General features: G+C 72.4%; 15 protein-coding genes. 11 read left to right on the top strand and 4 right to left on the bottom strand.

All coding sequences use genetic code 11. The features are described 5' to 3' along the window. Positions 1–297 precede the first annotated feature (297 nt). The gene (locus ACFWRT_RS04335) at positions 298–1,461 is read right to left on the bottom strand and encodes an ABC transporter ATP-binding protein (RefSeq protein ID WP_380948642.1); all 1,164 of its coding nucleotides are present in this window, start codon (positions 1,459–1,461) and stop codon (positions 298–300) included. Positions 1,462–1,604: 143 nt separating this feature from the next. Between ACFWRT_RS04335 and ACFWRT_RS04330 the strand changes: the two genes are divergently transcribed. After that, entirely contained in the window at positions 1,605–2,900 is a 1,296-nt protein-coding gene (locus tag ACFWRT_RS04330; protein ID WP_380948641.1) for an alpha/beta fold hydrolase, read from the top strand. Positions 2,901–2,913: 13 nt separating this feature from the next. Here the strand turns inward: ACFWRT_RS04330 and ACFWRT_RS04325 are convergent, their stop codons facing one another. Continuing rightward, complete coding sequence (locus tag ACFWRT_RS04325; RefSeq protein ID WP_380948640.1) at positions 2,914–3,489, bottom strand: rhodanese-like domain-containing protein; 576 nt, start codon at positions 3,487–3,489, stop codon at positions 2,914–2,916. A gap of 150 nt (positions 3,490–3,639) precedes the next feature. Here ACFWRT_RS04325 and ACFWRT_RS04320 point away from each other — a divergent pair, with 150 nt between their 5' ends. From ACFWRT_RS04320 to ACFWRT_RS04300, 5 genes are all read left to right on the top strand, one after another. Then, the gene (locus ACFWRT_RS04320) at positions 3,640–4,374 is read left to right on the top strand and encodes a PIG-L deacetylase family protein (protein ID WP_380948639.1); all 735 of its coding nucleotides are present in this window, start codon (positions 3,640–3,642) and stop codon (positions 4,372–4,374) included. A 58-nt stretch (positions 4,375–4,432) separates the two neighbouring features. Then, entirely contained in the window at positions 4,433–5,032 is a 600-nt protein-coding gene (locus tag ACFWRT_RS04315; protein ID WP_380948638.1) for a helix-turn-helix domain-containing protein, read from the top strand. Positions 5,033–5,136: 104 nt separating this feature from the next. Continuing rightward, positions 5,137–6,102, top strand: coding sequence for an NADPH:quinone oxidoreductase family protein (locus tag ACFWRT_RS04310; RefSeq protein WP_380948637.1), 966 nt, complete (start codon positions 5,137–5,139; stop codon positions 6,100–6,102). Beyond that, positions 6,099–7,301: an acyl-CoA dehydrogenase family protein gene (locus ACFWRT_RS04305; RefSeq protein WP_380948636.1), complete on the top strand. Its 1,203-nt coding sequence runs from the start codon at positions 6,099–6,101 to the stop codon at positions 7,299–7,301. Before ACFWRT_RS04310 ends, ACFWRT_RS04305 begins: the two co-directional genes overlap by 4 nt. Then, on the top strand, positions 7,298–8,467 hold the full coding sequence (locus ACFWRT_RS04300; protein ID WP_380948635.1) for an acyl-CoA dehydrogenase family protein: 1,170 nt from the start codon (positions 7,298–7,300) through the stop codon (positions 8,465–8,467). Before ACFWRT_RS04305 ends, ACFWRT_RS04300 begins: the two co-directional genes overlap by 4 nt. Positions 8,468–8,540: 73 nt before the next feature. Here ACFWRT_RS04300 and ACFWRT_RS04295 read toward each other — a convergent pair whose 3' ends face one another. Together ACFWRT_RS04295 and ACFWRT_RS04290 are read right to left on the bottom strand one after the other, a co-directional pair. Next, complete coding sequence (locus ACFWRT_RS04295) at positions 8,541–9,071, bottom strand: hypothetical protein (protein WP_380948634.1); 531 nt, start codon at positions 9,069–9,071, stop codon at positions 8,541–8,543. A 256-nt stretch (positions 9,072–9,327) separates the two neighbouring features. Then, a complete protein-coding gene (locus ACFWRT_RS04290) occupies positions 9,328–11,700 on the bottom strand; it encodes an immune inhibitor A domain-containing protein (RefSeq protein WP_381121221.1) in 2,373 nt (790 codons plus the stop codon). Positions 11,701–12,229: 529 nt separating this feature from the next. Here ACFWRT_RS04290 and ACFWRT_RS04285 point away from each other — a divergent pair. The 5 genes from ACFWRT_RS04285 (at position 12,230) to ACFWRT_RS04265 (ending at position 22,522) form a co-directional block, all read left to right on the top strand. Continuing rightward, entirely contained in the window at positions 12,230–14,992 is a 2,763-nt protein-coding gene (locus ACFWRT_RS04285) for a helix-turn-helix transcriptional regulator (protein WP_380948632.1), read from the top strand. Between the two features lie 274 nt (positions 14,993–15,266). Then, on the top strand, positions 15,267–17,012 hold the full coding sequence (locus tag ACFWRT_RS04280; RefSeq protein ID WP_380948631.1) for a S8 family serine peptidase: 1,746 nt from the start codon (positions 15,267–15,269) through the stop codon (positions 17,010–17,012). 210 nt (positions 17,013–17,222) lie between these two features. Then, complete coding sequence (locus tag ACFWRT_RS04275) at positions 17,223–17,702, top strand: ATP-binding protein (RefSeq protein ID WP_380948630.1); 480 nt, start codon at positions 17,223–17,225, stop codon at positions 17,700–17,702. A gap of 166 nt (positions 17,703–17,868) precedes the next feature. Further along, positions 17,869–20,748, top strand: coding sequence for an ATP-binding protein (locus tag ACFWRT_RS04270; protein ID WP_380948629.1), 2,880 nt, complete (start codon positions 17,869–17,871; stop codon positions 20,746–20,748). Positions 20,749–20,896: 148 nt separating this feature from the next. Beyond that, complete coding sequence (locus ACFWRT_RS04265) at positions 20,897–22,522, top strand: ABC transporter substrate-binding protein (RefSeq protein WP_380948628.1); 1,626 nt, start codon at positions 20,897–20,899, stop codon at positions 22,520–22,522. The last annotated feature ends 1 nt before the right edge of the window (position 22,523 follow it).

Raw genomic sequence — 22,523 nt, 5'->3', positions numbered from 1 at the left:
GATCCTGCCCGCATGGGGATTCTGCACAGGGCGTGCCGGCGGTGCGCGAAACGGGGACGGCTGCGGCGCGGAGTTTGCCGCCGGTGCCGGTTGAAGGAGCACGGGGCCGATGTGGCCGAGACGAGTACCGATGTCGCGGAGGTCGTGGTGGAGGCCGGTGCGCTGAGTGCGGTGAGCCGCGTGTTCGGAGCGATCGTCCGCGCGATTCTCAACTGACGGGCCGCACATGGTACGTATCGGTGGCGGCCGCCTCCTGCTCACGCGGCCGCCCCCCCCGGCTCACGCGCCCCCCCCGGCTCACGCGTCCGCCACCGAGTCGAAGTCCACCTCCTCGCGCCCCACGCCCTGCGCGTCCGCGTCCACCGACCGGCGCAGCGCCTCATGGAGCTTCGCGGGCGTCAGGACCCCCAGGAAGCGGGCCCCGTCCAGCACCGCCACCCACCCCGCGTCGTGCTGGAGCATCTCGCTGAACGCCTGCTTCAACGGGGCGCCCACCGGCACCCACGCCTCCATCCGCCGGGCCAGCGCACTCACCGTCCCGCGCTCCCCGGCCGACCGCAGCGCATCCGCCGACACCCACCCGTGCAGCTCGCCCGTGCCGTTCAGTACCACCGCCCACCGCGCCCCCGCCGCCCGCAGCCGCTCCGCCGCCACCGGAGCCGGCTCGTCCAGCCGGGCCACCGGCGGCTCCTCCAGGTCCTCCGGCCGGATCGCGGTCACCGACAGCCGCTTCAGGCCCCGGTCCGAGCCGACGAACCGGGCCACGTACGGGGTCGCCGGGGTGCCGAGCACGGCGGCCGGGGTGTCGAGCTGCTCGATGCGCCCCTCCCCGTACACCGCGATGCGGTCGCCCATCCGCACCGCCTCCTCGATGTCGTGCGTGACCATCAGGACCGTCTTGCGCACCCGCTCCTGGAGGGCCAGGAACTCGTTCTGCAGCCGCTCCCGCACCACCGGGTCCACCGCCCCGAACGGCTCGTCCATCAGCAGCACCGGCGGGTCCGCCGCGAGCGCCCGCGCCACGCCGACCCGCTGGCGCTGGCCGCCGGAGAGCTGCGACGGATAGCGCGAGCCGTACGTCTTCGGGTCCAGGCCGACCAGGTCCAGCAGCTCCGCCGCCCGCTCCCGGGCCCGCGCGCGCTTCCAGCCGACCAGCGCGGGGACGGTCGCGGTGTTGTCCAGGACCGTGCGGTGCGGGAAGAGGCCGACCTGCTGGATGACATAGCCGATCCGGCGGCGCAGCTTCACCGGGTCGATCCCGGCGATGTCCTCGCCGCCCACCAGGATCCGGCCCGACGTCGGTTCGATCAGCCGGTTCACCATCATCATCGTGGTCGTCTTGCCGCAGCCGGACGGCCCGACCAGCGTCACCAGCTCGCCCTCCGCGACCTCGAAGGAGAGCCCGTCGACCGCCGTCGTACCGTCCGGGTAGACCTTGCCGACCTGCTCGAACCGGATCATGTCCGCACAGTAGGAGCGCGCCGGGCGCGGCGCACACGGGCCGGGACCGTCCGGGGCACCCGCCCTCCCGCCGTATCCGACGTCCCATGTGCTGAACTGGCCCTTCCACCAGGACCGCCCGGCCCCACGACCCAGGAGCACCCGTGACCCGCTACCGCCAGCCCGGCGTCGTCCTCACCGACCACCGCTTCACCGTCCCCCTCGACCACAGCGACCCCGGCGGCGAGCAGATCGAGCTGTACGGGCGCGAGGCCGTGGCCGCCGGGCGATCCGGCGAGGAGCTGCCCTGGCTGGTCTACCTGGAGGGCGGCCCCGGCTTCGGCGCCCGCCGGTTCGTGGGTACGGAGGCCTGGCTCGGCCGGGCCCTGCGCGAGTTCCGGGTGCTCCTGCTCGACCAGCGCGGCACCGGCCTGTCCACCCCCGCCAACCGGCAGACCCTTCCGCTGCGCGGCGGCCCCCGGGAACAGGCTGACTACCTGGCGCACTTCCGCTCCGACGCCATCGTCCGGGACTGCGAGATCGTCCGGCAGCGGCTGACCGGTGGTGCCCCGTGGACGGTGCTCGGCCAGTCCTTCGGCGGGTTCTGCGCGGTGCGCTACCTCTCCTCGGCGCCCGAGGGGCTCGCGGCGGTCCTCATCACCGGCGGGCTGCCCTCTCTGGACGCCCACGCGGACGACGTCTACCGGGCCGCGTACCCCCGGATCGAGCGGAAGGTCGCCGCGCACTACGCCCGCTACCCGCTGGACATCGACCGGGCCCGCGCCATCGCCGCCTACCTGGCCGAACACCGCCCGGAGAGCGCCGGCCACCGGCTGACCCCCGAACTCTTCCAGTCGCTCGGCATCCTGCTCGGCACCGGCAGCGGCAGCCACCAGCTTCACCACCTGCTGGAGAACGCCTTCGTCCGCACCCCGCACGGCACCGAACTCTCCGACACCTTCCAGGAGGCCCTGCGCTCCGCCACCTCGTTCGCCGGACACCCGCTCTACGCCCTGGTCCACGAGGCGATCTACGGCTACGGCGAGCGGGCCACCGCCTGGTCCGCCGAACGCGTACGCGCCGAATTCCCGCAGTTCGACGCGGCGACGGCGCTGGCGGGCGACGGGCCCCTCCTCTTCACCGGCGAGACCATCCACCCCTGGCACTTCGACGTCGACCCGGCGCTGCGCCCGCTGCGCGAGACCGCCGAGCTTCTCGCACAGCGCACCGACTGGCCCGCGCTCTACGACCCCGAGCGGCTCGCCGCCAACGAGGTGCCGGTCGCCGCCGCCGTCTACCACGACGACATGTACGTGGACACCGAGCACTCGCTGCGCACGGCCGCCGCGATCCGGGGACTGCGCACCTGGGTGACGAACGAGTACGAGCACGACGGGGTGCGCGTCGGCGGGACGCGCGTCCTGGACCGGCTGCTGGCGATGGTCAGGGACGAGGTCTGACAGCGAGCGGACGTCAGCGCTGGAGCACCTCCAGCGTGGCGTCCAGGTCCGTGGTGCCGGAGCGCGTGGCCTGGTTGTACGGGAGCTTCGACAGGGCCGAGGCCGTACCGCAGGTGTTGGTGACGGCCGAGAAGACCAGGCCCGAGCCGATGCCCGCGGAGAGCCAGCGGGCGGCCGGGAAGCGGATGCCCGCCACCAGCCCGGCCACCACCAGCGAACCGGCCGCGAGCCGCACCTGGCGCTCCATGGGCCAGACGCCACGGGCGCCCTCGGGCCGGTCCAGACCGCGGCCGTCACCCTCCCAGGCGGACGTGCCGCCGGTCAGCGTCGCGGCCTCGATGTCGGCGCCCGCGAGGATCTCGCAGGCCCGGGTGGAGCGGACCCCGGAGGCGCACACCACCAGCAGCGAGCCGCGGGCGGACGCGGACTTCAGGGCAGGCAGGGCGTCGGGCAGCTTGTCGAGCGGGATGTTCAGCGCGCCGGGCACGTGCCCCGCGGCGTACTCGCCCGGAGCCCGCACATCGATCACGGTGAACTCCTCCAGACGGGCTGCGGCCTGGGCGGGGGAGAGGGAGGCGGGGCTGGGCACGAGCGGGGTCCTTTCGTCGACCGGGGCGGCGCGGGAGGGCTGGGACTCTACACGTGTCTCCAGCACCGGACGGTGGTCCCGCATTCCGTCCCGTACCCGGAAACCTCCCGATCACCAGCCCGCTCCGGTGATCGTCGGTAGCCTGCGGGTATGACCCAGCAGCCGCTCGAACCCCTGCCCGCCGACTGGAGCCGCGCCCTGGCGGTGGTCGCCCACCCCGACGACCTGGAGTACGGCGCGGCCGCCGCCGTGGCCGACTGGACCGACGGCGGCCGGGAGGTCGTCTACCTCCTCGCCAGCCGGGGCGAGGCCGGCATCGACACCCTGCCGCCCGAGGAGTGCGCGCCGCTGCGCGAGCGGGAGCAGCGGGCGAGCGCCGCCGTCGTCGGGGTCCGTACGGTGGAGTTCCTCGACCACCGCGACGGGGTGATCGAGTACGGCACCGGGCTGCGCCGCGACATCACCGCCGCCATCCGCCGCCACCGCCCGGAACTGGTCGTCACCCTGAACCACCGGGACACCATGGGCGGCGTCGCCTGGAACACCCCCGACCACCGGGCGGTCGGCCGGGCCACCCTGGACGCCGTCGCCGACGCGGGCAACCGGTGGATCTTCCCGGAGCTGACGGAACAGCGCCTGGAGCCGTGGAACGGGGTGCGGTGGACGGCCCTGGCGGGCAGCGACCGGCCCACGCACGCGGTGGACGCGTCGGCGGGGTTCGAACGTTCCGTGGAGTCCCTGCTCGCGCACCGCACCTACATCGAGGCGGTGAGCGACGAGGAACCGGAGACGTACTGCCGGACCTTCCTGGAGGGCATGGTGCGGGCCGAGGCCGACCGGTTCGGCGGACGCCCGGCGGTCACCTTCGAGGTCTTCACCCTCTGACACCGCCGCGGGGTCGGGCGGGATTGACAATCCCGCTTGCCGATTCTGCAATGGGCGCATGAAGGAACACGACCGGGACGACCCCGAACTCGACGCCGTCCTCACCGGGGTCGGCCCCCGGCTGCGCCGCCTGCGCAAGGACCGGGGTGTCACCCTCTCCGCGCTCTCGGCCGCCACCGGAATCTCCCTCTCCACGCTCTCCCGGCTGGAGTCCGGCGGCCGCCGCCCCAGCCTGGAGCTGCTGCTCCCCATCGCCCGCGCCCACGAGGTCCCGCTCGACGACCTGGTGGGCGCCCCGCCGGTCGGGGACCCCCGGGTGAGGGCCAAGCCGATCGTGCAGCACGGCCGGACGATGCTGCCGCTCACCGCCCGGCCCGGCGGACTCCAGGCGTACAAGATGGTGCAGGAGCCGGGCAGCGGCGAGGTGCCGGAGCAGCGTACGCACGAGGGGTACGAGTGGCTGTTCGTGCTCTCCGGGAAGCTGCGGCTGCTGCTGGCCGAGCACGATCTGGTGCTGGAGCCGGGGGAGGCCGCCGAGTTCGACACCCGGCTGCCGCACTGGTTCGGCCCGGCGGAGGACAAGCCGGTGGAGTTCCTGAGCCTCTTCGGTCCGCAGGGGGAGCGGATGCATGTGCGGGCGAAGCCGAAGCGGGGGTGAGAGGTCCGCTGCGCTCGGCCCGCCGGGGTGTTCCCAGATGGGCAAGCGACCGCTTAGTATGCGCCGGAGCAGTGGTAATGCCGACAGTGTTGTGGAGGCCCCTCATGCAGGCATGGCGAGTGCACCGGAACGGCGAGCCGGGCGAGGTGATGAGCCTGGAGGAGACGGACCGGCCCACCCCCGGCGACGGACAGGTGCTCGTCCGGGTCACCGCGGCGAACGTCAACTTCCCGGACGCGCTGCTCTGCCGGGGCCAGTACCAGGTGCGGCCGCCGCTGCCGTTCACCCCGGGTGTCGAGGTGTGCGGGGCGACGGAGGACGGGCGGCGCGTGCTGGCCACCCCCGCCCTGCCGTACGGCGGTTTCGCCGAGTACGTCGTCGCGGACGAGGCGGCCCTGCTGCCCGCACCCGACGCCCTGGACGACGCCGAAGCGGCCGCTCTCCACATCGGCTACCAGACCGGCTGGTTCGGCCTGCACCGCCGCGCGAACCTCCAGGCCGGGGAGACCCTCCTCGTCCACGCTGCGGCGGGCGGGGTCGGCAGCGCTGCCGTCCAGCTCGGCAAGGCCGCGGGCGCCACCGTGATCGGGGTCGTCGGCGGACCGGACAAGGCGGCCGTCGCCCGTGAGCTCGGCTGCGACCTGGTCATCGACCGGCGCGGCGAGGACATCGTCGCCGCCGTGAAGGAAGCCACCGGCGGGCGCGGCGCCGACGTCGTCTACGACCCGGTCGGCGGCGACGCGTACGCCAAGTCCGTGAAGTGCGTCGCCTTCGAGGGCCGCGTCCTCGTCGTCGGCTTCGCCAGCGGCACCATCCCGACCCCGGCCCTCAACCACGCCCTGGTGAAGAACTACTCCATCGTCGGGCTGCACTGGGGCCTCTACAACACCAAGGACCCGGCCGCCGTCCGTGCCTGCCACGACGAGCTGACCGAGCTGGCCGCCCAAGGCATCGTCAAACCCCTGATCAGTGAGCGGGTCGGGATGGCCGGAGCCGCCGAAGCCGTGCAGCGCGTCGCCGACGGCACCAGCACCGGCCGGATCGTCGTCCTGCCCGGAGGTGCCCGATGAGCCCCGCCGCCGCCCCGGCCGTCGACGCCACCGAGATCCGCCGCCGCACCCGCGAGCTGCTCGCCGCGCACCCGCCCGTCACCACGGAGCGCACCGACTTCCTGAAGGCCCGGTTCGACGCGGGCCTCGCCTGGGTCCACTACCCGGTGGGCCTCGGCGGGCTCGACGCGCCCCGCTCCCTCCAGCAGGTCGTCGACGCCGAACTGGCCGCCGCCGACGCGCCGGACAACGACCCGCGCCGCATCGGCATCGGCCTGGGCATGGCCGCGCCCACCATCCTCGGCTTCGGCACCGACGAGCAGAAGCGGCGCTTCCTGCGCCCGCTGTGGGTCGGTGAGGAAGTCTGGTGCCAGCTCTTCAGCGAGCCCGGCGCCGGCTCCGACCTCGCGGCGCTCGCCACCCGGGCGGTCCGCGACGGCGACGACTGGGTGGTCGACGGGCAGAAGGTCTGGACGTCCAGCGCCCACCTGGCCCGCTGGGCGATCCTCATCGCCCGCACCGACCCCGACCTCCCCAAGCACCGGGGCATCAGCTACTTCATCTGCGACATGACCGACCCAGGCGTGGACGTCCGGCCGCTGCGCCAGATCACGGGGGAGGCCGAGTTCAACGAGGTCTTCCTCTCCGGCGTACGCATCCCCGACAGCCACCGGCTCGGCCCCGTCGGCGACGGCTGGAAGGTCGCCCAGACCACGCTGATGAACGAGCGCGTCTCCATCGGCGGCTCCCGCATCCCGCGCGAGGGCGGCATGATCGGCCCGGTCTCGCAGACCTGGCGCGACCGCCCCGACCTGCGCACCCACGACACCCACCAGCGCCTGCTCACCCTCTGGGTCGAGGCCGAGGTGGCCCGCCTCACCGGCGAGCGGCTGCGCCAGCAGCTCGTCGCCGGACAGCCGGGACCCGAGGGCTCGGGCATGAAGCTCGCCTTCGCCCGACTCAACCAGGAGATCAGCGGCCTGGAAGTGGAACTCCTCGGCGACGAGGGCCTGTTGTACGGCGACTGGACCATGGTCCGCCCGGAGCTGGTCGACTTCACCGGCCGCGACGCCGGCTACCGCTACCTCCGCTCCAAGGGCAACTCCATCGAGGGCGGCACCAGCGAGGTCCTGCTGAACATCGTGGCCGAGCGCGTGCTCGGACTGCCCGCCGAACCCCGCAACGACAAGGACGTCGCCTGGAAGGACCTGAGCCGATGACCGCGCCCACCCAGCCCCCCGCCGCAACCCCGGGACAGCCCCTCGCCCCCACCCCGGGACAGCCGCCCGTCACCCCCGACCTGCTCTACACCCAGGACGAGGACGACCTGCGCTCCGCCGTACGCGCCCTCCTCACCGACCGGGCCGACGCGCCGACGGTGATCGCGGCGACCGAGTCCGACACGCCGTACGACCCCCGCCTCTGGGAGGCGCTGGCCACCGGCATCGGCGCCGCCGGCCTCCTCGTCCCCGAGAAGCTCGGCGGCCAGGGCGCGTCCCACCGGGAGGCCGCCGTGGTCCTGGAGGAGCTGGGCCGCAGCGTCGCCCCCGCCCCGTACCTGACCAGCGCCGTCGTGGCCACGGAAACGCTGCTCGCGCTGGCCGACGGGGAGGACGGACCGGCCGCCGCACTCCTGGCCGAGCTGGCCTCCGGTGCGCGTACGGCGGTGCTCGCCGTCCCCTTCGCCACCCCGCCCGCCGGGGCGCGGGCGGCCCTCACCTCGCTCGACGGCACGGTACGGGGAGTGGCCGACGCCGCCGTGGCCGACGTCCTGCTGGTGCCGACCGCCGAAGGCCTGTACGCGGTCGAGGCGACGGCCCCCGGAGTGGTGGTGGAACCCCTCGTACCGCTGGACCTGACCCGCCCCCTCGCCACCCTCACCCTGTCCGGCGCCCCCGGGACCCTGCTCGCCGAGGCGGACGCGAGCACCTCCGCCGTAGAGCGTGGTCTGCTCGCCGGAGCCGGACTGCTCGCCTCCGAACAGCTCGGGATCGCCGAGTGGTGCCTCAGCGAGACCGTCCGGTACACCCGCGAACGCCACCAGTTCAACCGGCCCGTCGGCTCCTTCCAGTCGCTCAAGCACCGCATGGCGCAGCTCTGGCTGGAGGTCGTCTCGGCCCGCGCCGCCGCCCGCAACGCCGCCGACGCGCTGGCCACCGGCAGCCCCGACGCCCCCCTCGCGGTCGCGGTGGCGCAGGCGTACTGCTCCGGCGTCGCGGTCCACGCCGCCGAGGAGTGCGTCCAGCTCCACGGCGGGATCGGGATGACCTGGGAACACCCGGCGCACCTCTACCTCAAGCGCGCCAAGGCGGACTCGATCGCGTACGGCTCGGCGGGCAGCCACCGGGACGCGGTCGCGGAGCTGGTGGAGCTGCCGGCGCCGTGAACGGGTGCGGGACGGGCCCGGCGGAGTGATCCGCCGGGCCCGTCCCCGTACACCCGCCGCCCTACGACAGGCCCTAGTCAGTGCACTCCTTGTCGACGGGCGCCATGACGGCGGCGTCGCTGTCCCAGCTCCGGCAGTCGTGGTCCGAGTGCTTGTACATGTTGTGTCCGAACTCGTGCGCGGCGAGCAGGGCGAAGTCGAATGTCTTGGTCGAGAGGGTGATCCGCTGGCCCTTGCCCTCATTGCAGCCGTTGGCCCGCTTCGTGTCGCCGCAGACGAAGATGTCGGTCCGGCAGTTGACCGGGGTGGCGGAACTGTCCGTGCTCTCGTCGAACTTGCCGGTCCAGTACGCGGCCCCCTCGCGGATCTCCTCCTCGTAGCCCTTGCAGGAGCTGCCGATCCGGTAGGTGTAGGTGGCCGTCGTGAAGATGCCGTCGAGGGACGTCGCGGCGGTGGAGGTGCCCGCCTTCGCGGGAGCCCAGGAGCCCGGTGACACGGAGGAGGCCTGCGGGGCCTCGTCGCCGACCGCGAGGGCGGTCGGCGACGAGAAGGCCAGCGCGGATGCCAGGGCGGCGCCGGCGACGGACAGTATCTGTGCACGCATGTGGTTCTCCTGCGGTGTGTGGGGGGAGAAGGCCGGAGCCCTGACATGGCTGCGGCGTTCGCCGTCCGGCCTGGTGTCGGGCCGACCGGTGGAAGAAAGCTAGAAGTCCCGACTCCGGCCGTACAGGGGGCCGGAGGGCAATACGGATACGCGAAAATTCCGGGCTACGCAGGCTCCGGTCGCGCGGAACGGGCAACGCGAAGGGCCCGGCCGTCCTCCGGAGGACGGCCGGGCCCTGAGGCGGTGTGCGTGCCCGTCAGGGGGCCGAGGGGCCCACCCGTATGGTGACGGTCTGTCCGCTCGGTGCCTCCCGGAGCACCTCGATCCTGGTGCCGGTGTCACTGACGCGAACACCGGCCCGCGGTGTCTCCTTGCGCCAGTAGTCCCCGTGACGGTCGTCGAAGACGGGGTTGCCCGCCTTCGGCATCACGTACGTGGGAACGCCGGCCTGGTGCAGCCGCAGGAAATCGGTCGGCATGCGGCCGAAGGCGGAGTCGAAGGCCTGGAGCCGGTTGCGCATCAGCGTCCCGTCGGACCATTTCAGCGGCTCGGGGTGGGCGTCCACGGGAAGCACCAGCCCCTCACCCGGGTGGACGGAGGTGTTGTTGTCCTTCTGGGAGGTGTCCCACTGCCAGACGAGCAGCCCGTTCTGGTAGGGGTAGCGCTCGACCCACTTGTTCCTGGGCGCCGTGAAACCGTAGTTGTACGGGCCGGTCTTCAGGGACTTGTCATACGAGACGTACTGGCGGTTCTCGGCGAGGTAGTACTGCTCGTACTGGCTCGTGACGGTCCCGCCGATCCGGGAGAAGCCCTGCGCGGTCCATCCGGAGGCCGCCGCTTCGGCGTCGTCGGAGAAGACCTCGGCCCCGTCCGCGGTCAGTCGGATCGTGTCCGCGGTGAACCCCTTGCCGACCGTCGCTCGGTCCGTGTGGTAACGGAACCTCAGGTCGATCTTCTTGCCCGCGTAGGCGTCCAGGGAGTGGACGAGCTTCTTATGGGCGCCGGAGACACCGGTGAGGGCGGGGGTACCGCTTCCGTCGCGGGGGAGCGCCTTGCCGTCGACGGTGCCGTCCAGCGCCGTCCACTTGGCCCCGCCGTCCGTGGAGACCTCCGTGTAGAGGTAGTCGTAGTCCGCCTCGATGTCGTACCAGGCCTGGAGCTCCAGAGTGGCCCTGGAACGACCCGTCAGGTCGACCGGCCTGGTCAGCGTGGTGCGGAGGTTGTCACCCGAGCCGCTCCACCACTGGGCCGATCCCTGCGCCGGGGCCACGACCTCCGTGGTCACGGACTTCTTCGGCAACTCCACCAGGAGGGCCTGCGGCAGCTCGGTGTTGTAGGCCGAGACCCCCAGCTTGTGCGTGGAGTTCCGCTTCCGTCCCTCGTCGGCGACCTTCGCGTAGTCCAGCCAGCCGAGCTGCAGCTTGTCCCAGGCCGTCATGTCCCCGGGCAGGTCGCCTATGGAGTCCTTGCCCCGGTTGAGCCAGGAGCCGGCGGACATCAGCGACCAGAAGCCCGTCGAGTTCTCGGCGCCCTCCTGGCCGGAGGTGTCGTACAGGTCGGGCAGTCCGAGGTCATGGCCGTACTCGTGCGCGAAGACGCCGAGCCCGCCGTTCTCGGCCTGCACGGTGTAGTCGCCCACCCAGATGCCGGTGTCGCCGATCTGCGTCCCGCCGGACTTGTTGCTGTCCGGACCGGTCTTCCCGACGGCGGTGCCGTAGGCGTACCAGCGGTGGGCCCACATGGCGTCCTTGCCCTGGGCGCCGCCGCCGGCCGATTCGTCCTCACCGGCATGGACCACCTGGAAGTGATCGATGTAGCCGTCGGGCTCGTTGAAGTCGCCGTCCTCGTCGTGGTCGTAGCGGTCCCATGTGTCGTACTCCGCCAGGTCGGCCTTGATCTGGGCGGCGCTGCGGCCCCTGGCCTTCTGGTCGGCGGCCCACGCGTTGACGCCGTCCCGTACGACGTCCCAGGCGTTGGGGCAGTTGTTCCTGCCGCAGTAGTTCGCCCCGTAGCGGGCCTCGTTGTACTCGACCTTCACCCAGTCCGATACGTGCCCGTCCACGGAGTAGCGACCGGAGGAAGCCTTCTCGTAGTAGGTCTTGAGCGAGTGGGTCGGCTGCCCGGCGGCGTCGGTTCCCTGGCCGAAGTACAGCTCCTGGTAGTGCGACCGGTCGAAGTCCGCCTGCCAGGCCGTGGAGTTGTTCACGCTCCGGTCAGGCTCGGCGATCTTGTTGTGGAGCGGTCCCGGCGTGCCGCCGTACTTCTTCACCGGCGGGTTCGGGCCGGAGCCGTCGGGATCGTGGGTGGTGGTGTCATCCACCTTGGTCCCGAACTCCACGAGGATGGCGAAGATCTTGTCGGTGCGCTCGCGGCCCAGCTCGACGTACTTGCCCTCGTCGAGCCTGACGACCTGGGAACCGGCTCGCCGCTTGATCTCCGCCTCACCGCTCAGCACCATCTGCAGCGCGGACTCGCGCTGCCGCTCCAGCTCCTCGCTGAACGGGCCTTCGAGGTCGTGGTCGACATGGCCCGCGTGGGTGGCCGGGTCGTGGTCGGCGACCGCGAGCGGGGCCGACGGCTCCTGCCCCTCGGCCTGGGCGAAAGTGAGTGCCGACACCGCGGCGGTCATCACCGCGAGAGTGAGGGCCGCAGCGGGTTTCCTGGACATGCTTCGTGCTCTGTTCACGTGCTGTTCCTCCCTGGTGGCCCGCCGTACGGCCCGGCAGTGTGCTCGCCGGTCGCACAGGTGGACCACACGTCAAGTGGCGACATTCGACCGGAGGCGTGGCGGCGGGGACAACGCTTGTTTTATTCGGCGACCGAGGCCCGTGCTCGCTGCCCCCGGACAGCGAGCACCTCGCGGATGCCGGGGGCCGCCGAGCACGGTGCGGCGAACCATTCCTTACGTATTCCTGGCCGTCCGGAGTCACATCGGCGGACTCTCCGTGCCGTACCGGAGCCGGAGTACGTACCCCTATTGATCGGTGACCGTATAGGCGGACCGCCACCGGCTCCGTAGCGTCATGGGGGCCGGCACACCTCCCCCGCCGCGGGTGCGTCAAGGAGCCGCGCGTCGAGCGGGCCGGCGGGCGCGCGGACGGACCCCACTTCCGTCCGCGCGTTCGGGACGCGTGAGACCCGGCAGGAGGGCGGACGACATGACCGGTGCGCATACGGCCCCGTGGGAGCGGCGGCTGCGGCAGACCCTGACAGGGGAGACCGAGCAGCCGGTACTGCTTCTGGTGGCGGGCGCCGCGGGCACGGGCAAGACCTGGTTCGCCCGACGGCTGGTGGCCCTCGCCCGGTCCCTGGACGTTCCGGCCGACCTGCGGCAGTGCGGCGGGAGCACCGCACCCGGCGGGCCGGATGCGCGCAGTCCCGCGCTCGTGATCCACGACGATGTCCACCGGGCCGGCCCCGAGACTCTGGCCGTCCTGCGGGAGAGCCTCGCCCGCCTCGGCCCCGGCCGGGCGGTCGTCCTCCTCTACCGGCCGGAGGAGCTGACCTGCCCCGGCCTGCCCCTCGGCACGCCCCCGGTGGACTATCCGCCCGCCATGGCGCTCCTCCAGCACACGATTCCCTCCTGGGACGTGGAGAAGGTCCGCGCCGTCGCCACCAAGACTCTTGACCGGTGTGTCGCGCCCGACGTGGCCGCACGTCTGCTGGCCGACTCCGGTGGGGTGGCGCAGGTGGTGACCGACCTGCTCAGCGCGGTGCGGGAGCGGTCACCGAACGCCACGACGCCCGGCGAACTGGACGGCGTGGACGTGCCGTTGCGGCTGAAGGAGCTCACCCTCGCCCGCCTGGCCGCGCTGCCCGGCCGGCAGCAGGCGGTGGTGCGCGCGGCAGCCGTGCTGAACGAGCCCGCCACCCGTCGCGAACTGCTGGAGGTGGCCGCGGCGGGGGCGCGTCCGCGCGACTCGCTGCCCGGCTCGCAGGACGGTTGGGAGGGACTGCTCCAAGCGTTGCGGAGCGCCGTGCTCCGAGAGTACGAGCACGGCAGGTACGGGCTGTTCGTCCCGCTCGCCGCCCGCGTCGTACGGGATGTGACGCCGGGACCCCTCCGGCAGGAGATGCACGCCGCGGCCGCCGACATGCTGGCGCGCCGCAGCCCCAAGCCGTACAGCCTGCTTGCCCACCACCGGCGCGAGGCGGGCCGCCACCGCGGATGGATACGGGCGGTGGAGCGGGCGGCGCGCCGCGCGGTGAAGGCAGGCCGTTACGAGGAGGCCGTCTCCTTGCTGGAACAGGTGCTCGCCTCCCCGGACGCACCTCTGAAAGCCCGAGCCGGGCTCGCCCCGCTGCTCGCCGACAGCGCCGTTCTCGGGCTGCGGGCCGAACGGACCACAGGCGTGCTGTCGAGGATCGTCGCCGACGGCGATCTGCCCCTCGCGCTGCGCGGCGAGATCCGGCTGGACCTCGGGCTGCTGATGATCAACCAGCTTGGCCAGGCCCAGGAGGGCTACCGGGAGACCGCGCGGGCGGCGGCGGAACTGCTCGGAGAGCGCCCCTGCCTCGCCGCCCGGGCGATGGCGGCCCTGGCCATGCCGCACTGGCCCGGCATCCCGATCGGCACCCACCGTGCCTGGATCGACGAGGCCGAGGCAGCCGCACGCAACAGCGGTGACCCGGTAGCCCTGAGCGCCGTACGGGCCAACACCGTGACGCTGGCGCTGGCGGTGGGCGAACCACGGGGCTGGGACCTGCTGCGGACCCTGCCCACCGGGCATCCGAACCGGCAGGCACGCCGGCATGCGGCGCGCGGGCTCTGCAACGCCGCTGACGCCGCGGTGTGGCTGGGCCGGTTCGACCGGGCCGAGGAACTGCTCGCGTCGGGAGCCGAGCTGGCCCGGTCCAGCGGCCTGCCGTACAGCGAACGCACCGTCGGCGCGGCCACGTTCCTCCTCGACTACTTCGCGGGGCGGTGGTCCGGGCTCGCCGAGCGCTGTGCCGCGTTCGCCGCCGACCACGCCCACCTGCCCGTCGTCAGCGGTGACGCCCGCCTGGTACTCGGCCTGCTGGCGGTGGCCCGGGGGGAGTGGAGCAGGGCGATGTCATGGCTGTCCCACCCGGATTCGCTCCCGCTCGCCTCGCACGGGACGACGGCCGCGGGAGCGGGCATCCGCCTGCTGATGGCCCGCGACGACGGCCGTGCCGCTGCCAGGGAGGCCCGGCGCGCCTGGCACTCGGCCACGGCCAAGGGCGTCTGGGTCTGGGCGGCGGAACTGGCGCCCTGGGTCGTCGAGGCACTGGTGGCGGAGGGGGCGGCGGAGGAGGCGACGGCGGTCGTACGGGAGCTGGCCGCCGGACTGGAGGGGCTGGACGCTCCCGCCGCATCGGCCCATCTGCTGCGCAGCCGTGCCCTGGTGGTCGAGGTGAGCGGGTTCCCCACCGAGGCGGTCGGACTCCACCGCGCCTCGGCCGAGGCGTTCGGTCGCCTGCCCCGCCCCTACGACCGCGCGCTGAGCAGGGAGAGGGCGGCGCTGCTCGTCCTGGAGGGGGAGCTAGCGGGGACCGTCGGAGGATCGGCCGGCCAGGACGTCCCGGGCCGGCCCGCCGCGGTCACCGGCGTGCGGGAGCGCGCCCAGGCGGTCGCTGAACTGGAGCTGTGCGTGGCGGACTTCGACTCCCTCGGCGCGTCCTGGGACGCCACGAGGGCCCGAGCGGAGCTGCGGCGCCACCAGCCGGCCACGTCGTCGCGTCCCGCCGGCCGGCCCTCCTTCGGTGGTCTGCTCTCCCCCCGGGAGGAGGAGGTCGCCGAACTCGCGGCCACCGGAATGACCAACCGGGAGATCGCCACGACGCTGCATCTCTCCCCGCGCACCGTCGAGCACCATGTGGCCCGCGCGGTGCACAAGCTGGGTGCCCTCTCCCGGCAGGATCTCGCCGGTCGGCGCATGTCTGCCCAGGACCGGCCCTAGCGCATTTATTTCGGTATCCGTAGCTGCCCCGCGACCTATGGTCCGGGGCACTTTTTCGGCCATACGGTCCTGCCAACCCGGAAGTGCCACGGCGTCTGCTACGTCCGAACTGGCCGAATTCCGCCCCCCCGTGGGGTGGCCGGGGTCCGTATGTCTCGGGTGGTCGGCCGCCGAGTCGAGCCCATCACCCGGCAGTACCAGTACCCGTCTGCCGCACGGGGCCCGGCCAGGGCCATCGGGGCTGCACACGGGGAACCCAGTGAGAGGAACCACCGTGAAACACTCCAGCCGATTCCGCCTGCCCGCACTCGCCCTGACCGTCGGCGCCCTGGTGGCGGGCACCGTCGCCGCCACCGAGGTATCGGCGTCGACCGACCGCACCGGCACCGCCGCCGTACCCGGCGAGGCCGCCGGCGCCACCCGTCTGATCGTCGGATACCGGGCGGGCGCCGATGAGGCGACGTCCGACTCCGCGCTGTTGAGAGACGCCAAGGCCAAGGCGGACGACATCATCGGAGACCTCCGCCTCGAGCGGAGACTGGGCACCGGCGCCGCCCTGGTCGACCTGGGCGGTAAGGCGGGCACCGACGAACTGGCCGACGCGCTGGCCACCTTCCGCGCCGACCCCGACGTCGCGTACGCCGTCCCCGACCGGCGCGCCTTCGCCGCGGCCGTGACGCCGAACGACACCAAGTACACCGACCAGTGGGACCTGACGGACGCGACGGCGGGCATGAACGTGCCCGGCGCCTGGGACAAGGCCACCGGCAAGGGCGTCCGGGTCGCCGTCCTCGACACCGGTTACGTGGCGCACTCCGATCTGTCGGGCAACATCGTCGCCGGGCACGACTTCATCAGCAGCCGCTACACGGCCAACGACGGAGGCGGCCGCGACAGCAGCCCGGCCGACCCCGGAGACTGGATGAAAAAGGGGGACTGCGGCAAGGACTTGAGCGGCAACCCGGTCCCCGCCTCGGACATCGACAGCTCCTGGCACGGCACCCATGTGGCGGGAACCATCGGCGCCGTCGCCGACAACAACAAGGGAATAGCCGGGATCGCGTACAACGCCAAGGTCCAGCCGGTACGGGTCCTCGGCTGGTGCGGGGGCACCGCCTCGGACATCATCGACGCCATCACCTGGTCGTCCGGCGGCACCGTCTCCGGGGTCAAGGACAACCCGACACCCGCCAAGGTCCTGAACCTGAGCCTCACCATCAAGGGCTCCTGCGACACGGCGATCCAGGACGCCGTGAACGACGCCGTGGCCAGAGGCGCGACCATCGTGGCGGCCGCCGGCAACGACGCGAAGAACGTCTCCGGCTACGCACCCGCCAACTGTGCCAACGTCATCGCCGTCGCCGCGAGCGACGACCAGGGAGACCGCGCCTCCTTCTCGAACTACGGGTCGGGCGTCGACATCACCGCGCCCGGCCAAGACATCTGGTCGACGGCGAACACTGGGGCGGACTCCCCGGACAAGGAGACCTACGTCACCATGTCCGGTACCAGCATGGCCACCCCCCACATCGCCGCCCTCGCGGCGCTGATGATCGAGAGGAACCCGGCTCTCACCCCCGCGCAGATCGAGGCCACCATCAAGAAGCAGGCGCGTGACCTCCCGGGCACCTGCACGGGCGGCTGTGGAGAGGGCCTGGCGGATGCCGCTGCCACCCTCGGTGTGCTGTACGGGAACGGCTCCGATGTCGCCATTCCGGACAAGGGCGCCGCGGTCGGCTCCTCCATCGTGGTGAACCGCTCCGGCTACGGCCCGGCGAGCCTGAAGGTCAACGTGAAGATCAAGCACCCCTACCGCGGTGACCTGAAGGTCAGCCTCGTCGCTCCCGACGGCTCCGTCTTCACGCTCCGTTCCGCCGACAAGGTCAAGGGAACGGACCTCACCGCCACCTACACGGTGAACGCCTCTCGCATCCTGGCCAAGGGGACCTGGAAACTGCAGGTCACCGACGCGGAAGCCGGGGACACCGGATACCTGGACGCCTGGGGCCTCACCTTCTGACCCCTTCAGCCCCGAGGAGGCCGCCGATGCCGGGGAGCCCAGGCGGCCTCCTCGGCCCGGGTGAAGGCGCGGCCGAACCGCCGGCCGCCCCTTCGCTCAATACCTGTTCCGGAGATATTTAGGTATCCGTATCCGGACTTTCCCTGATTGTTCCACCAGAGGCCGGCGGCGATGGTGGAGAACGAGCCTCCGCAAGATCAGGAGATGGCCATGATCGTTACGGCTGACGTCCACCCCGGGATTCCCGCCGCCACCCCGGCCCCCGCAGGGCGGAGCGAAACCGAGAACTCCGCGCTGTGGGTGATGCCGGCCGCACCGGAGACGGCTCCCGTCCTGAGACGGCTGCTGCGTCGCACGATGAGCCGGTGGGAGGTGGCCGAGGAGACCGGAGACGCCGTGGCGCTCGTCGTCACGGAGCTGGTCGGCAATGCCGTCCGCCACAGTGGCAGCACCGACGTGGCGGTACTGCTCGCCCGTCACCAGGACCGGATCGTCGTCCAGGTGAAGGACACCGGCCGCTGGCTGCCCCGGCCTCCGTGTGCGGAGGCCGACAGTGAGGAAGCGTGCGGCGGCCGGGGTCTCCAACTGGTACGTGCCTACACCACGCATTGCACCGTGACCTCTGGACCCTCCGGGACCCTGGTGGTCGCGGAGCTGCCCGCCACCCCGGACACAGGCCGTACCGCCTGAGACGCGCAGCCCTGGATGTCTCTCCCGGCGCACGGGAGCAGACTCCCGTCCGATCCCCAGCCACGCGGAACCCCGCCTCCCCGGCGGTCCCGGACGCGGTGCGGAAGTTTCCGAAAGCCGCCGTCGGGGCTAGCGTGACCCGGGAAGGGTGGGTGATCGCGTGGGAGTGTCCCTCGAAGACGACGGCGGGGCACGTTCCGGCAGGCACTTCCCCTTCGTCGGCCGGGAGCGGGAGCTCAGCCTGCTCCTCGCCGCCGTGCGGCATCCACCCGCGCTGATCCTCGTCGAGGGCGAGGGCGGGATCGGTAAGTCCCGGCTGGTCGCGGAGGCCGGGGCGGAACTGGCCCAGGAGGGCCGGGCCGTCCTGACCGGCTACTGCCAGCCGCTGCGCGAGCCACTGCCGTACGGGCCGGTGGTCGACGCCCTGCGGAAGATGGGCCCGTGGCTGCCGTCCTCCGGGATCTCCCCGGCGGCCGGGGCACTGGCCCCGCTGCTGCCCGACCTGGCCGACCGCCTCCCCGATCCGCTGCCGAGAGGCGCCGACCCCCTCGCGGAACGGCAGCGCGTCGTCCAGGCCGTACGGTCGGTCATCGAGGCGATCGGCCCGGTCGTCCTGGTCATCGAGGACCTGCACTGGGTCGACACAGCCACCAGGGAACTCCTCCAGCTGCTGATCCGCGATCTCCCGGCGGGACTCAGCCTGCTCCTCACCTACCGCCCCGAGGACCTGCCGCCGCGCACCCCCGTCCTCGGCTCGGCCTACCGGCGGCTGCCCGGGGGCAGCGGCACCACGATCCGGCTGAACCGGCTGGAGGAGCGCCACATCCAGGAGCTGGCGGTCAGCGCGTTGGGCAAGCACGCCTCACGGCAGATGGAAAGCGTCCTGTTCGCCCGGAGCGAGGGACTGCCCCTGGTGGTGGAGGAGGACCTGATCACCCTGAGCGAGCAGGGCTGCCGGCAGGGTCTCCGGGGTGCCCGGGAGCTGGAGCGGTCCCAGGTCCCCGCAGGGCTCCGCGAGGCGGTCACCGAGCGGCTGGAGCACCTCTCACCCGCTGCCACCGCGGTGGTCGACGCGGCGGCGGTGCTCGCCGTCCCCGCCACCGAGGAACTGCTCGCCGAGCTCGCCGGTCTTGAGGCGGCGCAAGGGGCGGAGGCCCTCACCGAGGCGCTGCACGCCTCGGTCCTGTGCGAGCACGGCACCGGCCGGTACGACTTCCGGCACAACCTCGCCCAGCAGGTGGCCTACCAGCACATCCCCGGCCCGGGGCGCAGGCGCCTGCACCGCAGGGCCGTCGCGGCACTGGAAGCGCTGTCTCCGGCGCCCCTGGTGCAGATCGCCCACCACACCAGGGCGGCGGGCGACCGTGAGGCCTGGTTCGGGCGCGCCGAGGCGGCGGTGGACCACGCCGCGGAACTCGGCGACACCGGTACCGCGGGCGACCTGCTCCGGCAGATCCTGGCGGAGTTCCAACTGCCCGGCGACATGCGCTCCCGCGCCGCCCTGGCTCTGGCCCAGATCGCCGTGGACGGGGTGGACTGCACCGCGAACGCGCAGGTACTGCGACGGCTGCTCGCCGACCCGGAACTGCCCGCGGTCACCCGGGGGGAGATCCGGCTCGGTCTGGGCATCCTGCTGATCAACCACGCAGAGGACCGGTCGGGTTTCGCCGAACTCGAACAGTCCGTGGCCGAGCTGGACGGGCGCCCCGAGCGGCAGGCCAGGGCGATGATCGCGATGGTCGTCAACGACTGGGACGACCAGCGCGTCCGGTGGGCGGAGAAGGCCGAACTGCTCGTACGGGACAGCACCGACGAAGCGGCGAAGGCGGCGGTGCGCGCCACCCGTATCACCGCCCTCGCCTTCGCGGGCGACCCGGGTGTCTGGGAACTGCTGGAGCGCCTGCCCCGGCACGGCGAGGATCTGGAAGTCCTCCGGCAGACCACGCGCGCGCTCTACAACACGGCCGACTGCGGTATCGGCCTCGGCCACGACCGCCGCGCGCACGCGCTGCTCGTGGAGACCCGCGAGGTCGCCAAACGGTCGGGCAGCCTGCACCTCGAAGCGCACTGCCAGGTGGAGGTCCTGCGGTTGGACTTCCACGCCGGGCGCTGGGCCGGGCTGGAGGACAGGTTCGCCGCGCTGTCCGCCGCCTATCCGGACGTGACCTTCGTCGGCTCCGAGCAGAACTACTGCCTGGCGGCACTGGACCTGGCACACGGACGGCGCGCCGCCGCCCTCGAACGCTATCGGAACGCCGCCTCCGACGGGGAGCGCAGCCCGGACGTGAGCCGGGCCCTGCGGGCGGCCGCCGGCACCGTCGCCGTGCACCTCGCCCAGGGCGCGGACCGGGAGGCGTGGGCCGCCGCCGCCCCGGCCGTCACCCTGCTGGAGCGGACCGGGGTGTGGGTGAGGGCTCTCGGGCTGCTTCCGGTGGCCGTCCAGGCGGCGCTGGCCGCGGGCGAGCGCCCGGCGGCCGAGGACATCGTCCGTACCGCCCGGCGAGCCACCAAGGATCTCGACGCCCCCGGAGCCTTCGCCGAACTCACCCTGGCCCAAGGCCTTCTGTTGGGTGAGACCGACGTGCCGGAAGCCGCCGCCCTCCTCGCCGAAGCGCACCGCCGCTGGCAGGAGATCGGCCGCCCCTACGAGAGCGCGCAGGCGGCGGAGCACCTCGGCCGCGCGCTCGCCGCGACCGACCGCTCCCACGCGGTCGAGCGGCTGACGGAGGCCGTCGACGCCTACACCCGGCTCGGTGCCCCCGCCGACGCGTCACGCTGCCGCCACCACCTGGAGAGCCGGGGGCTGGCGGGCCCGGCCCGGCGGGGCCGGCGGGGGTACGGCGACCGGCTCTCGCCCCGGGAGAGGGAAGTCGCGGACCTGCTCGCCCGTGGCGCCACGAACCAGGAGATCGCCCAGACCCTCTTCCTGTCACCACGGACCGTCGAGCAGCACGTGGCCCGCGCCCTCAAGAAGCTCAACGCCACCCGCGGCACGGTCCGCAACCACATCCCCTCCGCCCCGGAGCAGGACGACACCGGCTCCTGAGCCCCGGCGAGAGCCCGGAACCCGCCGGACGAAGGCCCTGGCACCCCCGTCCCCGCTGCCGAGGCGGGGTGTACCAGTGTCTTTTACGTGCTGTTTAATTGCAGACTGTTCGCAATAACAGTCGATCTTGAACAGGGATGTGCAGAGTATGACGGCCCGATCGATACGGGTGGCGGTCGCCGCCACGCTGGTGACCGCCCTGTCCCTGACCGCGGCAGCCTGCTCCAACCCGGACAGCCCCAAGGCCGGTTCCGGCACCGGGACCACCTCGGCCGTCGTCGGCATCGCCTACGAGCCCGACAGCCTGAGCCCGCTGCTCGGCTACGGCAAGGACGGCAACTCCAAGATCTTCGACGGGCTGCTCGCCCTGGACGAGGAGCTGAAGCTCCAGCCGGCCCTCGCCGCCGCACTGCCCGAGGTCAGCGAGGACGGGCTGACGTACACGTACAGGCTGCGCCAGGGCGTGAAGTTCAGCGACGGCAAGGCGTTCGGCGCCAAGGACGTCGTCTTCACCTACCGCACCATCCTCGACGCGAAGACCAACAACCCCTCCCGCACCGAGCTGGACGCCGTCAAGGACGTCACGGCGAAGGGCGAGGACACCGTCGTCTTCACGCTCAAGTACCCCTACGCGCCGTTCGCCCAGCGCACCGTCCTGCCCATCGCCCCCGAGCACATCGCGGGCAAGCAGGACGTCAACACCGGCGCCTTCACCACCAAGCCGATCGGCACCGGACCGTACGTCCTCACCAACTGGTCCAAGGGCGAGAAGCTCAGCTTCACCGCCAACCCCCACTACTGGGGCGGTGAACCCGAGGTGAAGAAGTTCACCATGGCGATCATCAAGGACGACGACGTACGCGCCACCCGGCTGCGCTCCGGCGACCTGGACGGCGCGATCCTGCCGCCCAACCTCGCCAAGGGTTTCGCGGGCGACAAGGGCAGGAAGACGTACGCCGCGAACAGCTACGACTACCGCACGGTGACGCTGCCCACCAACAACAAGGTCGCCGGTGACACCGCCGTGCGCCGCGCCCTCGATGTCGCGGTGGACCGTCAGACGATGGTCGACGCCATCCTCAACGGCAGCGGCAAGCCCGCCTACGGGCCGGTCCCCACCGACAGCGAGTGGTTCACCCAGGGCACCGAGCGCAAGCACGACGTCGCCGCCGCGAAGAAGATCCTGGACGAGGCCGGCTGGAAGCTGGGCAAGGACGGCGTCCGGGTCAAGGACGGCGTGCGCGCCACCTTCCCGCTCTGGTACCTAAGCGGTGACAAGCTCCGCCAGGAGCACGCCCTCGCCTACGCCTCCGACGCCAAGAAGGCCGGCATCGACATCCGCACCGAGGCCGGGACCTGGGAGGTCATCCAGCCCCGGATGAAGAACGACGCCGTGCTCGCGGGCGGCGGCTCGCCTGCCGACCCCGACTTCGACCAGTACACCCTGCTGAAGTCCTCCCTCGCGGGCGACGGCTTCAACAACATGGCCTGGTACGACAACAAGGCCGTGGACGCGGCGATCGAGGCCGGCCGCAGGAGCGGGGACAAGGCCGAGCGCAAGAAGGCGTACGACACCGTCCAGCGCGAGCTGGTGAAGAACCCGGGCTACACCTTCCTCACCCACATCGACCACCTCTACGTCGTCGACGACCGCTTCGGCCCCCTCACCACCCAGGTCGAGCCGCACGACCACGGCCTGGCCTCCGGCCCCTGGTGGAACGTCGAGAAGTGGAAGCCCGAAGGCACGGGAGCCACGGGAGACACGAAGAAGTGAA

The sequence above is a fragment of the Streptomyces cyaneofuscatus genome, from assembly GCF_042718795.1.
In the GTDB taxonomy this organism is placed as follows: domain Bacteria; phylum Actinomycetota; class Actinomycetes; order Streptomycetales; family Streptomycetaceae; genus Streptomyces; species Streptomyces cyaneofuscatus_A.
The sequence above is the reverse complement of the archived record's forward strand: the minus strand, read 5'-3'. Positions and strand labels throughout refer to the sequence as shown.